Origin of the sequence: Microbacterium aquilitoris (genome assembly GCF_031932285.1) — a bacterium.
GTDB lineage: Bacteria > Actinomycetota > Actinomycetes > Actinomycetales > Microbacteriaceae > Microbacterium > Microbacterium aquilitoris.
Genome location: NZ_JAUZVT010000001.1, coordinates 69564 through 85180 on the forward strand (window position 1 = coordinate 69564; position 15617 = coordinate 85180).

Annotated in this window: 11 protein-coding genes; 5 read left to right on the plus strand and 6 right to left on the minus strand. The window is 70.8% G+C overall.

The window, feature by feature from the left end:
* Positions 1-40: 40 nt before the first annotated feature.
* The 6 genes from Q9S78_RS00355 to Q9S78_RS00380 are packed head-to-tail and all read right to left on the minus strand — an operon-like array spanning position 41 to position 7337.
* Positions 41-1930, minus strand: a complete 1890-nt coding sequence (locus Q9S78_RS00355; protein WP_311868087.1) for a DUF2264 domain-containing protein — start codon at positions 1928-1930, stop codon at positions 41-43.
* 12 nt (positions 1931-1942) lie between these two features.
* Positions 1943-3049, minus strand: coding sequence for a glycerate kinase (locus Q9S78_RS00360; protein WP_311868089.1), 1107 nt, complete (start codon positions 3047-3049; stop codon positions 1943-1945).
* Positions 3046-4089 (minus strand): LacI family DNA-binding transcriptional regulator, encoded by a 1044-nt coding sequence (locus Q9S78_RS00365; RefSeq protein WP_311868091.1) that lies wholly within the window; start codon positions 4087-4089, stop codon positions 3046-3048. Before Q9S78_RS00365 ends, Q9S78_RS00360 begins: the two co-directional genes overlap by 4 nt.
* 45 nt (positions 4090-4134) lie before the next feature.
* Entirely contained in the window at positions 4135-5007 is an 873-nt protein-coding gene (locus tag Q9S78_RS00370; protein WP_116227567.1) for a sugar phosphate isomerase/epimerase family protein, read from the minus strand.
* Positions 5004-6206, minus strand: a complete 1203-nt coding sequence (locus Q9S78_RS00375) for a dihydrodipicolinate synthase family protein (RefSeq protein ID WP_311868095.1) — start codon at positions 6204-6206, stop codon at positions 5004-5006. The genes Q9S78_RS00370 and Q9S78_RS00375 overlap by 4 nt, the downstream gene beginning before the upstream one ends.
* 3 nt (positions 6207-6209) lie before the next feature.
* Positions 6210-7337, minus strand: a complete 1128-nt coding sequence (locus tag Q9S78_RS00380) for a Gfo/Idh/MocA family protein (RefSeq protein ID WP_036324548.1) — start codon at positions 7335-7337, stop codon at positions 6210-6212.
* 408 nt (positions 7338-7745) lie between these two features.
* Here Q9S78_RS00380 and Q9S78_RS00385 point away from each other — a divergent pair, with 408 nt between their 5' ends.
* From Q9S78_RS00385 to Q9S78_RS00405, 5 genes are read left to right on the plus strand one after another with little or no spacing between them, the layout of a single operon-like run.
* Positions 7746-9011 (plus strand): extracellular solute-binding protein, encoded by a 1266-nt coding sequence (locus tag Q9S78_RS00385; RefSeq protein ID WP_116227569.1) that lies wholly within the window; start codon positions 7746-7748, stop codon positions 9009-9011.
* A 21-nt stretch (positions 9012-9032) separates the two neighbouring features.
* Positions 9033-9983, plus strand: coding sequence for a carbohydrate ABC transporter permease (locus Q9S78_RS00390; RefSeq protein ID WP_020098548.1), 951 nt, complete (start codon positions 9033-9035; stop codon positions 9981-9983).
* Positions 9977-10870, plus strand: a complete 894-nt coding sequence (locus Q9S78_RS00395; protein ID WP_018187503.1) for a carbohydrate ABC transporter permease — start codon at positions 9977-9979, stop codon at positions 10868-10870. The genes Q9S78_RS00390 and Q9S78_RS00395 overlap by 7 nt, the downstream gene beginning before the upstream one ends.
* Entirely contained in the window at positions 10870-13929 is a 3060-nt protein-coding gene (locus Q9S78_RS00400; RefSeq protein WP_311868097.1) for an alpha-mannosidase, read from the plus strand. The genes Q9S78_RS00395 and Q9S78_RS00400 overlap by 1 nt, the downstream gene beginning before the upstream one ends.
* A complete protein-coding gene (locus tag Q9S78_RS00405; protein WP_311868099.1) occupies positions 13929-15617 on the plus strand; it encodes a hypothetical protein in 1689 nt (562 codons plus the stop codon). The genes Q9S78_RS00400 and Q9S78_RS00405 overlap by 1 nt, the downstream gene beginning before the upstream one ends.

Here is a 15617-nt window from a genome sequence, read left to right on the forward strand (position 1 = left end):
CAGGCCTTGTGACCCCCTCCGCATCCCTGCTATGGACGCGCTATGCCGACGGGAGTCGCGTTCGCGATCGGTGCCCGTCCGGCCAGATGATCGACACTGCGTCCGACTCGACCTCGACGACCGCATCGTTCCGCACCGGCGCGCCGGAGCCGCGCAGATCCAGCACCACGATCGCCTCGTCACACGAACCGAGGTCGACCACCGGGACGACGGCGCGGTCGCCGAGGGGACTGGCCCCGTCCCAGCGCAGCACACCGGCGACTCCGCCGGTGAGTGAGCGGATGCCGCTGGTCACCCCGCCCGACGATGCCTCCGCCGCCGCACCGTTCACGCGCGATGTCGGATCGTCGCCGGCGACGGCCCACCCCCCGACGCGCAGACGCAGCGCGCCTTCCGCGCGATCCTCGACGCGCACGACCCGCACCTCGATGCTGCCGCGGACGAACGAATCGACCCGGATGCGGCCGGCGCGACTCGCGACGCCGGTGAGCCCCGACCCGTGCACGTGCGTCGTGGGGGCCGGCTCGACCCAGTGGGCGTCCCACACCGCCGAGACGGACCCGACCCCGTCGTCGACGCGCGTCCCGAGCAGCCGCATCCCGCTGCGGTGGGAGCGGCGACCGTCGGCATCCGTCATCGTCACCGACTGTTCGAGTGGATCGCGCCACGCCTGCGCGTCCAGGAGGGGCGCGGTCGCCGTCGAGTACCCGATGCGGGCGTACAGCGGCGAGTCCGTCGACACCGCACCCGCGCGGGAGTGGTCCGTGCCGTGGTTGACGACGCGGACGATGCCGTCGGCGGTGGTGCCCGACACGATCCACCCCGGCGAGGTCACGGCGCGCAGGACGTCGCCCGTCTCGACGGGGAGCGGCTCGGCGGGCGTCGTCCAAACGGGATGATCCGCGGGCAGCAGGACGCCGAGCAGCCCCTTCACCGCCCAGTAGGGGGACCCGGGTCCGGAGTAGGACTGCGCCAGGACGCGCCACTCGCCGTGCCACCCCATCGTCAGGATGCCGTCGGCGTCCGGGGCGCCCCGTTCGGCGAAGTGTCGGACGATGAGCTCCGCTGCATAGCGCAGTCGACCGGGTGAGTGCGACGGCACCTCGGCGATGACGCCGACCCAGAACACGGCCGCGGCCGCGAACCGGTAGATGAGGCTCCTGCCCTGGATCAGGGGCGACCCGTCGCCGCCCACGAGCGTGAGCGCATCGTCGAGGAAGCGATCCAGCCGGGCGACGTCACCCGCCGTCCGTCCGCCGGCGAGCTCCGTGGCCCCCGTCATCCGGGACCAGAGGACGGGGTACACGTGCAGCGCCCAGCCCACGTAGTGGTCGTAGGAGCGCTCGTCGCCGTCCGACAGCCAGCCGTCCTCCTGCACGAACGAATCGTGACGCGCGAGGTCGGCCGCGATATCGGCCGGAGACCACGGTCCGCCGACCGAGCGCAGGAACGTCTCGACGACGATGCGGAACCATACCCAGTTCGTCCGCGGATACGTGTCGTCGCCCACGACCGGCGTGAACCACTCGATCGCGCGCTGCCGGGTGACGGCGTCGAGGGCGTCCCACACCCAGGGCCGCGTGAGGTCGAGGACGAGGGCGATGGATGCCGCTTCGACCTTCGCCTGCCCGTGCTCGTCCGGTCGCACCCACCGGTCGGGCGCTCCGGGATCGACCCCGGTCGCGATACCGCGGCGCACGAACGCGATCAGGTCGTCGACACCGACGCCGCGCTCCCCTGCGATCCGGAAGCCCGCCAGCAGCAGCGTGCGCGCGAAGCCCTCGAGTCCGTCGATGTCACGGCCGTACCCGCCCTCGGCTCCCGGAAAGAGGATGCGACCGCCGCCGGGTGACGCGTACCGTCGCGCGGCATCGAGGAGGGCGTCGGCGTGCGCGACCCACTCCGCGCGCGACCACTCCCCGGCGAGCATCGGATGCCCCGGTCAGCCTCGTCGGCTCGCGAGCGTCCGCCCGGCATCCCGCAGCCAGCGTTCCGGGTCGGCCATCGACGCCGCGGCGCTCCCGGCCAGCTCGGTGGTCGAGACGGCGTGCGCGTACCCCGACGTGTCGGCATCCGCGCCGATCCGCCCGGCGACGACCGCGACCGGCACCGCTCGCGACGTCGCGAGCCCGTGGACGAACGCGGGCACCTTGCCCGCCGCGGACTGACCGTCGAACGAGCCTTCACCCGTGACGACGAGGGATGCCGCGCCCACCGCGCCGGCGAGGTCGACGAGCTCGGCGACCCGCTCCGCGCCGGGGACGAGATCCGCGCCCCACGCGGCGAGGGCGAAGCCCGTGCCGCCCGCGGCGCCCGCACCGGGCAGCAACGGGTCGGCGCCCGGAGCGTGACGCGCGATGCACGCCGCGAAGCGCTCGAGCACCCCGTCGACGACCGCGACGTCGGCGGGGGTGAGCCCCTTCTGCGGCCCGAACACGGCCGCAGCACCCGAGGGCCCCGTCAAAGGGTTGGTGACGTCGCTGAGGACCGTCACCCCGCCCGCGGGCATCGGACGCACGTGCGTGAGGTCGATGGCCGAGACGGCGGCGAGTCCACGCGCGCCGGCGGGCACGTCCCGCCCGTCGGCGTCGACCATGCGCGCGCCCAGGGCACGCAGCATTCCGCTACCACCGTCGGTCGACGCCGACGACCCGATCCCGAGGACGAGTCGGATGACGCCGCCGTCGAGGGCGGCGGCGATCGCCTGCCCGAAACCGGTGGTGTCGGCATCCCATGGCAGCCGGTCGTCGCCGAGCAGTTCGATCCCGCTCGTCGAGGCGAGTTCGACGACGCCCGTGCCGTCCGGCAGCAGAAGCCATGAGGAGTCGACGGCGGTGCCGCGGGGCCCCCGGACCCGCACCGGGCGTCGCTCGGCGCCGGGGACGGCGGCCGCGAACGCGTCGAGGGTTCCCTCTCCCCCGTCCGCCATCGGACGCAGCACGAGCTCTGCCGCGGGGTCCACCTCGCGCCACCCGGCGGCGAAGGCGGCCGCGGCGGCGGCAGCCGGGAGGGAGCCCTTGAAGCTGTCGAGCGCGACGACGACGCTCATGCGCGCGGAGGGGTGCTCTCGCGCAGCAGCACCTCGAGTCGCAGGTCATCCGGGTGCGGCTCCCACTCGGCATCCGTCGCCGCGCGGAACGCCTGGTAGCCGACCTCTTCGAGCGGCACGCGGACGGTCGTGAGGGCCGGGGTCACGTCGCGGCCCGTGGGGATGTCGTCGAAGCCGGCGAGGGCGATGTCCTCGCCCGCCGTGCGCCCGGCGGCGCGCATCGCCGTCAGCGCCCCGATGGCGACGACGTCGCTGATGCCGAAGACGACCGTCCCGGGCTCGATGCCGTCCGCGAGGGCGCGCGTCATGGCCTCGTAGCCCGCTTCGCGCGTGAACCCGCCGCGGTAGACACGGGGCGCGGACCCACCCGCAGCGGTGAACCCGGCGGTGAACCCGTCGAGTCGGGTGTCGCTCGTGGCGGTCCCCTCCTCGGCGGCGAGCACGACGGCCTGGCGGTATCCACGCTCGACGAGTGCTCGACCGAGGGCTTCGGCGCCGCTGCGGTTGTCGAGGACGAGGGAGCGCACATCGCCGGCGCCCTTGCCGAGGGCGACGACCTGACCGCCCATCCCGCTCAAGAGCTCCAGCTCGCGCGTCAGTTCGGCCGACGGTCCCGCCGTGGTCCGCGACGCCGCGAGGATCAGCCCGCGCGGGCGTTGTCCGCGCAGGGCCCGGACGAGCCTGACCTCCCGCTCCGGATCGCGCTCCGTGATCGCCACGGTCACGACGAGCCCGGCCTCATCGGCACCGCGGGCGACGCCTGAGGCGATGAGCCCGAAGTAGGGGTCGGCGATGTCGGCCACGAGCAAGGCGATGATCGCCGACGTTCCCCGCGCGGTCGCCTGGGCCGACAGGTTCGCGCTGTATCCGAGCCGCGCGGCGGCCTCTTCGACCCGCTCCCGGTAGGAGTCGGCGACCTTGCGGGTCGAGCCGTTGAGGGCGCGCGAGGCCGTGGCGAGCGAAACGCCCGCCGCGCGGGCGACGTCGTCGAGCGTGACCGCGCCGGACGGCGCGACTCGACGCAGGGTGCGGTCGGTCATGGTGCGCAGTCTACGGGCGGCGGTTCAGGCAGCACGGGATGCGCGTCATCGACCGGCGAGAGAAGGCGAGACGGATGCCGCGAACCCCGCCGCGGTCCGGCGCACCACCTCGAGCGGGTCGGTCGCCCAGATGTCGGCGTTGAAGATCTCGACCTCGATGTCGCGGTCGTATCCCGTCGCCTCGACGGCGCTCGTCAGTCCGGCCAGGTCGATGACGCCGTCGCCCGGGTAGTGACGACTGAGGAGGACGTCTGCGGGGAGCGGGGTCTTCCAATCGCACACCTGGTACGTCGCGATGCGACCCTCCCGGCCGGCGCGCGCGATCGAGTCGAGCACCGCGGGGTCCCAGAAGATGTGGAAGGTGTCGACGGCCGCACCGACGACATCCGCATCGAAGTCCGCCGCGATGTCGAGGGCCTGACCGAGGGTCGAGACGACGCAGCGGTCGGTCGCGTACATCGGATGCAGCGGCTCGATGGCCAGCGTCACTCCCGCCGCCTTCGCGTGCGGAGCGAGCTCGCCGATCGCATCGCGCACCCGCTCGCGGGCGCCGATCAGATCGCGGGACCCTTCGGGCAGCCCGCCGGCGACGAGCACGAGCACGGCGGTCGACCCCGGCGCGCCGGCGGCGGCGAGCGTCGCCGCCTCGTCGATGGCGACGAGATTGTCGTCGATCGACGCGCGCCGTGCGGGGCCTTCGGGCATCGTGAAGAAGCCCGACCGGCAGTGGGTCGAGAACCGCAGCCCCGAGTCGGTCAGCATCGACGCGGCCGTCGCGAGACCGACCTCCTGCACCGGTTCGCGCCAGAGCCCGATGGACTGCACACCGGCCTCGACGGTCACGCGGAGCGCGGTGGCGAGGTCGGCGTACTTGATGGTGCCCTGGTTGATCGACAGGCGCGGGTCGACGGCGCTCACGCGTCGAGGCCGTTCAGTCGCAGCATCCCGTTCCACCGCTCCGCGGCGAGCTCGGGACGTTCGAACGCCTTCGCGTCGTTCGCGAGCTCGACGATCCGCGAGAGGTGCGGAAGGCTGCGCGCGGAGTGCAGACCGCCGACCATCTGGAACGCGGGCTGGTGTCCGTTGAGCCAGGCGAGGAAGGCGACGCCCGTCTTGTAATAGAACGTGGGCGCGGCGAACACCTGGCGCGACAGCGCCTCGGTCGGGGCGAGCACCTCGAGGTAGCGCGCCGGGTCGCCCGCATCGAGCGCCTGGATCGCCGCGGAGGCGACCGGCGTCAGGGCGGCGAAGGCACCGAGCAGCGCGTCGGAGTGCTGACGAGCGGATGCCGGGTCCCGCGTCGGCTGCGGGGCGTCAGGCACGTCCGCACCGCCGATGAGGCCGACGTAGTTGAAGTCGTCGCCCGTGAACATTCGCACCGACTCGGGCAGGCGCTCGCGCACCGAGACCTCAGAGGCCGCGTCGAGCAGGCTCATCTTGACGCCCGCCACCTTGTCGACGTTCGCCTCGATGACCTCGAGCAGCACGGCGGATGCCGTCTGCCAGTCGGTCGCCCCGAAGTACCCCGCGAGCTGCGGGTCGAAGGCGGTGCCGAGCCAGTGCAGCACGACCGGTGCCGTGGCCCGCGACAGCACGGCGTCGTAGACGCGGCGGTAGTCCGCCGCGCTCTCGGCGACCCGTGCCAGGTGACGGGAGGCCATGAGGACCGGACCCGCACCCTGCTCCTCGGTGAAGTGGAGCTGCTCGAGGTAGGCCGAGACGACCTCGTCGAGCGAGATCCGCTCCTCATCGATGTGATCGGTGTTCACGCCGACGGCGACGGAACCACCCTCTTCACGGGCGACCTCGGCGGAACGCGAGATCAGCTCGCGGGTGGCCGCGGCATCCAGTCCCATGTTCCGCTGCGCGGTGTCCATGGCGTCGGCGACGCCGAGGCCCCACGAGTACACGTTGCGTCGGAAGTCGAGGGTCGCATCCCAGTCGATGTCGGCCGGCTGGCCCGGGGTGTTGTCGGCGTGCGTCTTCGGAACGACGTGCGCCGCCGCGTACGCGACCCGGCTGCGGAGCGGTCCGTCGGGGCGGGTGTAGCCGGAGGTGTCGACGAGGGGGACGCGCCGGAGTGCGCCGTCTCCCGAGAGCAGGGTGAGGTCGGTCATCGATCAGTCCAGCGACAGCGCGTCGAGCTCGATCTTGCGACCCTCGCGGCTGGAGCGGAGCCCGGCCTCGGCGAGCTGCACACCGCGCGCACCGGCGAGGAGGTCGAACTCGTAGTCGGTTCCCTCGACGTACGAGACGAGGAACTCCTCCCACTGCTGACGGAAGCCGTTCATGAAGACGTCGTTGACGGGGATGTTCTGCCAGTCGGCGTCGTAGTCGTGGGTGTCTTCGAGGTCGGGGTTCCACACCGGCTTGGGCGTGGCGTTGCGCGGCTGGATCTTCGCGCCGAACAGGCCGACGACGGCCGAGCCGTGCGTCCCGTCGACGTGGAACTCGACGAGCTCGTCGCGATTCACGCGGACCGTCCAGGAGGAGTTGATCTGGGCGACGACGCCGCCCTCGAGCTCGAACACGCCGTAGGCGGCGTCCTCGGCGGTCGCGGTGTAGTGCTCGCCCTTCTCGTCCCAGCGGTCGGCGATGTGGACGGCCGCCTGCGCGTAGACCGTGTTGACGCCGCCGAAGAGGTTCTCGAGCACGTAGTTCCAGTGCGGGAACATGTCGACGATGATGCCGCCGCCGTCTTCGGCGCGGTAGTTCCAGGAGGGGCGCTGCGCGGGCTGCCAGTCGCCTTCGAAGACCCAGTAGCCGAACTCGCCGCGCACCGACAGGATGCGGCCGAAGAAGCCCGAGTCGATGAGGCGCTTGAGCTTCTGGAGGCCCGGGAGGTACAGCTTGTCGTGGACGACACCGGTCTTGACGCCGGCCTCGGCGGCGAGCTTCGCGAGCTCGAGCGCCTCTTCGAGCGACTCGGCGGTCGGCTTCTCGGTGTAGATCGTCTTGCCGGCGGCGATGGCCTTTCGAAGGGCGGTGGCACGCGCCTTCGTGACGAGGAAGTCCGCGTAGATCTCCCAGCGCGGGTCTGCCAGAGCGGCATCCAGATCGGTCGTGTAGTCCTCGATGCCGTGCTTCGCGGCGAGCTCGGCGAGCTTCGCCTCGCTGCGGCCGACGAGGAGCGGCTTGACGGTGACCTTCGACCCGTCGGGCAGCTCGATGCCGCCCTGCTCGCGGATCGCGAGGATGGAGCGCACGAGGTGCTGGCGGTAGCCCATACGGCCCGAGACGCCGTTCATGATGATGCCGATCTCGCGGACGGCGGGGGCGGCGGGAGCAGCCGCCGGGGCGGGTGCGGTGATGGTCGTCTCTGACACGGTGAGGTCCTTGTCTGCTTCTCTGCGTGCGGCGTCGGGGCTGCCCTGAACGCCGCGGAGGCGAATGGGTAAGCGCTTTCCCCCCAGTGTGACACCGGCGATGCGATTGCGCAACAACTGCGTCATTCGCGTGAACGATGATGGTCGGGTGATCATGGAACCGGGGCTTGTCGCAAAGACGTTACATATTCGACATCGGTAAGCGCTTGCCGTCCTGAGCCTCCCCGGTTACCTTATGAGCACCCCTTGTCATGACATGCCGACAAATGCCGACATACCCGCTCATGACTCACCCCGCGCTCATCGAAGAGTGCACGCGAAGGAGAAGCAGTGAAGAGTTCCCGCACCATCCGATCCGCCACCATCATCGCCGCGGCTGTGGGAGCCCTCGTGCTCGCCGGCTGCTCGTCTTCGGGGGGCGGCGGGGGCGACGACGTCACCCTCGAGTTCGTCCAGTCCGGTGACGCCGCTCAGGGTGGCGGCTATGCCGCGCTCGCCAAGAAGTACGAGAAGGAGACCGGCGTCAAGGTCAAGGTCGTCGAGGTCCCGAGCGATGACCTCCGCACCCGCCTCCGCACCGCCTCGCAGGCCAATGACCTTCCCGCCCTCGCTGCGGCACCCGACGCCGACCCGGCCTGGACCGACCGCATGCTCGACCTCACCGACATCTCCAAAGACGCCAAGGTGCTCCCGGCTCTTCAGGTCGAGGACCCCGAGGACGGCAAGGTCAAGGCCCTCCCGACGACCCTGACCGGTGTCGGCATGTTCCTCAACAAGACCCTCTGGGACGAAGCGGGTGTCGAGTACCCGACCTCGCTCGACCAGAAGTGGACCTGGGACGAGTACGTCCAGAAGGCCACCGAGGTCGTCGACAAGACGGATGCCGAGTTTGGCGCCGTCATGGACAGCTCCGCCCACCGCCTCCGCGCCTTCATGTTCGAGTTCGGCAGCCAGGGTGTCACCGAGCAGTCCGACGGCACCTGGGCGCTCGACGCCGAGGGCGAGAAGGCGCTCGAGTACTTCAAGAAGCTGAACGACGACGGGTTCATGCCGAAGGCCGTGTGGGCCGCCGGTGACGACCCCAGCGCGACCTTCAAGAGCGGCCGCGTGGCCGGCTACATGTCGGGCGTCTGGCAGATCGCCGACTTCCAGGCCAACATCAAGGACTTCGACTGGGTCTCGGTGCCGCTGCCGCAGCAGCCGGTCCGCTCCACCAACTACGGTGCTGCGTCCTGGATCGTCGCCTACGACGGCACGGGCGTCGAGAAGGAGACCCTCGACTTCGTGAAGTGGATGTACCAGCCGGAGAACTACAAGGAGTACTGCGAGATCTCGGGCTGCCTGCCCGCGATCGACGGCGTCGACATCACCTACAAGGACGACGCGTACGCGTTCGACCTCTACAACGGCGAGATCGCCGAGTCCCCCGAGATCGCTGCGCGCCAGACCGTCGACGGCCTGAAGAACAGCTACACCGGCCTCGCCATCGACAGCGAGCCGCTGAAGGACGAGACGATCAAGTACCTCAACGGCGAGCAGTCGCTCGAGCAGACCGTGAAGAACATCGACACGGTCTCCACCGAACAGATGAAGTAACCCGCAGGGAACCGCACACGCATGACTGCAACCATCACGCCGGACGCCTCCGCCCCCACGGCGGGGGCGCCCGGCGCGCCCTCCCCCCGCCGCAAGCGCGCCTTCGGCCGGTACCGGATGGCGCCGTTCCTGTTCACCGTCGTCACGGCCGCCCTGTTCGCCCTGTTCTTCCTGTGGCCGGGCGTCCTCGGACTGTCGTACTCGCTGACGGACTTCCGCGGCTGGGGCGACGCCGAGTTCGTCGGACTCGACAACTACAGCAAGCTCCTCAGCGACCCGAGCTTCTACTCGGCCCTCGGCCGCACGTTCGTCTTCGCACTGCTCTCGGTGCCCCTCAGCTACGCGCTCTCGCTCGGCATGGCCGTCGCGATCAACGCCGCGCACGCCCGCGGCAAGACCGCTGCGCGCATCATCTTCTTCCTCCCGTGGCTCGTCTCGCCGATCGTGACCGGTGTCATCTGGCGCTGGATGTTCGGCGAGAGCTTCGGCTTCGTCAACTTCGTGATCAGCATGCTGGGCGGCGAGCGTGTGCCGTGGTCCTCGAACGCGGACCTCTCGCTGCTCGTCGTGATCCTGGCATCCTCGTGGGCCGGTGCGGCCTTCAACATGCTGCTGTTCGTCGCCGCCCTCAACAACGTCCCGAAGTCGTACTACGAGGCGGCCGAGCTTGACGGCGCCAACGGCTGGCAGCGCTTCCGCAGCATCACACTGCCCTCCATCGCCCCGACGTCCGTCCTGGTGATCCTGCTTTCCACGCTCGGGCACATGAAGGAGTTCGCACTGGTCCAGTCGCTCAACGGCGGCGGTCCCGGAACGCAGAACCGACTGATCGTCCAGTACATCTACGAGACCGGCTTCAAGCAGTCCGAGATCGGCTACGCCAGCGCGGCGTCGATGGTCCTCCTGGTGATCCTCATGGTCATCGCGATCATCCAGCTGCGCATCAGCCGGAGGAGCAACAACTCATGGTGACCACCTACGCCATCACCGTCCCCGACGAGAAGAAGCGCGAGAGCTTCGAGCGTCGCCGCCGGTCGAAGAACCTCCGCCGCCGCGCCGTCGTGCCGACCACCATGCTGTGGGTCCTGGCGCTGCTCATGCTGTTCCCGCTCGCGTGGTTCCTGCTCTCGTCGTTCAAGCCGGGCAGCGAGCTGTTCAGCTACCCGCTGTCGTTCTTCCCCAAGGAGTGGACGCTCGGCGGCTACGAGGCGGCGCTCGAGCGCATCGACTTCGCCCGTTACTTCCTGAACACGGCGATCGTGGCGACGGTGTCGACCGTCCTGACGGTCTTCCTCTGCGCGACGACGGGCTATGCGCTCGCGAAGTACAAGAACCCGTGGCTGAGCGTCCTGGGGCTCTTCATCCTCTCGATGACGATGCTGCCGGGCGAGGTCATCCTCAACCCCATGTTCGTCGTCATCCGCGACCTCGGGCTCTACAATCAGCTCGCCGGTGTGATCATCCCCTCGATCGTCACCCCGACCGGCGTCTTCATGTTCCGCCAGTTCTTCATCACGATCCCGGATGAGCTCATGCAGGCCGCGCGCATCGACGGTGCGAGCGAGTACGGCATCTTCTTCCGGATCATGCTGCCGCTGGCCCGGCCCATCGCGCTGACGCTGGCGATCATGTCCTTCCAGTGGCGCTGGAACGACTACATCTTCCCGCTCATCATCCTCGGCGACCCCGAGCAGTTCACCCTGCAGATCGCGCTGCGGGCCCTGGTCGGCGCCGAGAACATCGAGTGGACGATCCTGCTGGCGGCATCCGTGCTGTCGATGATCCCCCTGGTCGCGCTGTACCTCGTGTTCCAGAAGTACGTGACCTCGTCGAACATCAACGCAGGACTCAAGGACTGATGCATTCACGGGACCACCTCGTCCTGGAACGCGTCGACCGCTTCGTCGGGGAGTACCTCGACCGGGCCGTCGTCGCCGACCGAGCTCCGCTCCACGTGTCCGCCTGGCAGGTCCCCGACAAGGGCGACCTCCCGGGCGAACCGGTGTCGGTGGAGCGGATGCGGCAGGATGCCGCGTTCGCCCCCGTCGAGGGCGGTCACCTCTGGGGCCGCGCCTGGGGCACGACGTGGTTCACCGTCGAGGGCGAGGTGCCGCGGTCTTGGGCCGAGCGCGACGGCCGCATCGAGTTGTCGCTCGACCTCGGCTTCTCGCAGGCCAAACCCGGCTTCCAGTGCGAGGGACTCGTGCGGACGCGGGAGGGCGTCGTGGTGAAGGGCCTCGAGCCGCGGAACCATCACGTCCCCGTGTCGAACGGCCCCGGTGAGCGCGTGTCGTTCACGGTCGAGGCCGCCGCGAATCCCGACCTGTCGGGGGGCGACGACTTCAAGAGCCCCCTCGCCTTCTCGCCCACTCCGCTCGGCGACCCGGCCACGGCCGGCGCCGAGCCCCTCTACCGCCTCGGACGGATGGAGCTGCGCCTCGTCGACGAGACCGTCGAGCGCCTCCGCCGCGAGGTCATCGTGCTCGTCGGCCTCGCCCGCGAGCTGGTCGACTCCGATCCGCGTCGCGCGCGCATCCTCGACGGACTCGAGCGCGCGCTGTACGCGATCGACCCCGACGCGCCCGCCGAGGGTGCGGCGGCGGCCCGCGGCATCCTCGCTCCCCTCCTCGCGGCACCGGCCGCGGCATCCGCTCACCGCATCACCGCGACTGGGCACGCCCACATCGACTCTGCGTGGCTGTGGCCGAGCCGCGAGACGGTACGGAAGGTCACGCGCACGTACGCGAACGTGCTCGATCTCATGGACGCCGATCCCGATGCCGTCTTCGTCAGCTCGTCGGCGCAGCACTTCGAGTGGGTGCGCCGCAGCGATCCCGAGCTCTTCGCGCGGATCAAGGAACGCGTCGCCGAGGGACGTTTCCTCCCCGTCGGCAACATGTGGGTCGAATCCGACGTCAACATGCCCTCTGGCGAATCGCTGGCCCGTCAGCTGCTGGCGGGTACGCGCTTCTTCGAGGAGCACTTCGGAGCGCGCAGCGACGTCGGGTGGCTGCCCGACTCGTTCGGGTTCCCCGCCGGACTCCCCCAGCTGCTGCGCGGCGCGGGACTGGAGTGGTTCTTCACGCAGAAGATGTGCTGGAACGACGTCGACACGATGCCGCACCACTCCTTCGTCTGGGAGGGGCTCGACGGGTCGCGGATCTTCACGCACTTCCCGCCGAACAACACCTACAGCGGCGACATGCGGCCGACCGAGCTCGCCCGCAGTGTCCGCAACTTCGCCGACCACGCGGCCAGCACCCGCTCGCTCATGCCGTTCGGCTTCGGCGACGGCGGCGGCGGACCGACACGCGAGATGATGGCCGACGCCCGCCTGCAGGCCGACCTCGAGGGCTCCCCCACGGTCGCCTTCGGCACGCCGCGAGAGTTCTTCCTCGAGGCGGCCGCCGAACCCACCGACCCGCCCGTCTGGTCCGGCGAGATGTATCTGCAGTTCCACCGCGGGATCTTCACGTCGCAGATGCGCACCAAGCGCGGCAACCGGCGGAACGAGGCCCTGCTCGTCGAGGCGGAGCACTGGAGCGCGGCCGCCGCGGTGCGCCGCGGCATCCCGTACCCTGCCGTCGAACTCGACGAGCTCTGGCGCGAGGTGCTGCTGCTGCAGTTCCACGACATCCTCCCCGGCAGCGCGATCGCGTGGGTGCACCGCGAGGCGGAGCGCTCGCACGCCGAGACGACCGACCGGCTCGAGCGGATCATCGCGGATGCCGTCGCCGCCCTCGTCGGCGAGGGTTCGCAGCCCCTGGCGCTCAACCCGGGCACGGCACCCGTCGCCGCGATCGCCGCGGGCGGCGCGGGACCCGCGCCGGCGCCGGTGCCGGTCACGGCCGAGAACGTCGACGGCGGATTCCGCCTGCGCTCCGACCAGATCGACGTGCGCGTCGGACCCGACGGCACCCTCCGGAGCGTGGTCGAGCTCGCCACCGGGCGCGACCTCATCCCCGCCGGTCACCGCGGCGGACTGCTGCAGCTGCACGTCGATGCACCGTCGAAGTGGGACGCGTGGGAGCTCGACGCCTCGTACCGCCTCGCCACGACAGACGTCGACGGCGGCACGGCCGAGCTGGTCGACGGCGTCGTGCACGTCGTGCACCCGCTGCCGAACGGCACCGCCGAGCAATGGATCGACATCCACCCCGAGGGCGGCGGCGTCCGCATCCGCACCCGCGTCGACTGGCACGAGCGGCACCGTCTGCTCAAGCTCGCGTTCCCCGTCGCGGTGCACGCGCAGGACGCGGCCTACGAGACGCAGTTCGGTCACGTGCGTCGCCCGCTGCACACGAACACGTCGTGGGATGCCGCCCGCTACGAGGTCTGCGCGCACAGGTGGGTGCACGTCGGCGAGCCGGGCACCGGTGCGGCGATCGTCAACGACGGCATGTACGGCCACGATGCGACGCGCACGAGTGACGAGGACGGGACGGTCACGACCGTGCGGCAGTCGCTGCTGCGCGCGCCGACGTTCCCCGACCCCGACGCGGATCAGGGCGTGCACGAGTTCACGTCGCTCTTCGCGCCGGCCGAGGCGACGACGGATGCTGCCCGCTGGGGTGCGATCGTCGGTTCGCCGCTGCGCGAGGTCACGGGCGCAGCGCCGGTCGCACCGCTCGTGACGAGCTCGACCGACGGCATCGTCGTCTCGGCGGTCAAGCTCGCGGCGGACGGCAGCGGCGACCTCATCGTCCGCGCCTTCGAGCAGCGCGGCGCCCGCACCGGCGGCACGCTGCACCTCGATGTCCCCAGCTCGTCACTCGAGGTCTGCGACCTCGTCGAGACCGTCGGCCGCGGCCGCGCCGACGCCGCGCGGCGGACCGACGACCGCACCGTCGCGCTCGACCTGCGCGCGTTCGAGGTCGTCACCCTGCGCATCGCGCTGCACGAACCGGAGCAGTCATGATGATCGACCCCGATACCGACACCTTCGTCGCCGACGTGATGGCCGCGGCGGATGCCGAGGCCACCGCGCTCCTGCAGGCGTCGACCGACGTGTCGCTCGCCCCGCTCGGACCGCACCGCGAGTCGATGAGACGCGCGAAGCTGCTGGTCGCGGTCTTCCTCGAGCCGGGGTCCGCATTCGCCGGCGACCCGGCGGCGGTCGCCCTCGCCGAGAGGTATGCGGGGATCCTGCACGACCTGCAGTCGCCGACGGGGCTCTTCCTCGGCGGCGACAACGTCGAGTCGCCGCCCGACACCGGATTCACGATCAACGACGTCGGCGACATCCTCGAGCTCGCGCGCAGCTCGGGCGACGCCCGGCTCGACCGGGTCGCCGAGGTGCTGGGAGGCATCGCCGATCGCGCCACCCCGGCGCTGCTCGCGGGTGGCGTGCACACGCCGAACCATCGCTGGGAGCTGAGCGCCGCGCTCACCCGGCTGCATCGACACCGCCCCGACCCGCGGCTCGAGGCGCGGGCGCGCGAATGGCTCGCCGAGGGCATCGACATCGACGCCGACGGCCTGTACTCCGAGCGCAGCGCGAACTACGCGGTCTACGTCTCGAACCCCTCGCTCCTGGTCATCGGCGACGTCCTCGGCCTGCCCGAGCTCCACGACGTCGTGGCACGGAACCTCGAGGCGACCCTGGGACTCATCCACCCCGACGGCTCCGTCGAGACCGTGCACTCCCGCAGGCAGGACCAGCGAGAGACCCGGTTCCCCCTCGCGCCGTTCGCCCTCCACTACCGCCGCATCGCCCTCGAGACGGGACGGGGTGACTTCGCGTGGGCGGCGCGGGTCGCGGCATCCGCACCCGTCATCGATCCGCAGACGGCCCTCGCCGACATGATCCTGCACCCGGCGCTGCGCGAGCCGCTGCCCGCGGGCACGGCGCCGGCTGACCGGGCGCGCATCGTGTGGCCGGTCTCAGGGCTCGTCGTCGACCGAACGCCCGACCGTTCGCTGGTGGTCTTCGGCGGGTCGGACTACACCGTCGCCCGCCGCATCCGCTCGGGCCTCGCGAGCAACCCGACGTTCCTGCGCCTGTTCGCCGGCGACGCCGTCCTCGACTCGGTGCGACTCTCGCGGCACTTCTTCGGTCTCGGCCCGTTCCGCGCCGATGAGATGACCGTCGAGGACGACCGCATCGTGCTCGAGGAGCGGCTCTCCCCCGCGTACTTCGGGCCGCTGAACACCACGCTCCGCCGCCCGGGCGGCGACTACCGCGTCGTCGACGAGGGTCGCTTCTCGGCCGCGATGTCGTTCGACGAGCGTCCGCGCGACGAGGTTCCGCTCCGTACCCGCATCGACGTCGTGCCCGTCGAGGACGGCGTTCAGCTGACGGTCGAGACCGAGGGTCCGATCTGTGCGTGGAGCCTCGAGTTCGCCTTCCGCTCGGGCGGCGCGTTCGAGGGGGTCGACGTGCGGGCCGACGGCACAGCCGTGCTCACCGGGGGGACCGCGCGGTACGCCGTCGGCGACGACATCCTCGAGATCGGCCCCGGGACGGGCTCGTCCGCACCGGCCGCGTACCTTCCCGGTGAGGACTACGACTACCTGGGCGGCACCGACGCCCTGGGTGGTCCGCGGCTCTACGTGACCGGGACGACACCCGGGCGGGCGACGTTCACCGTCCGTCGCGTGCGCTGA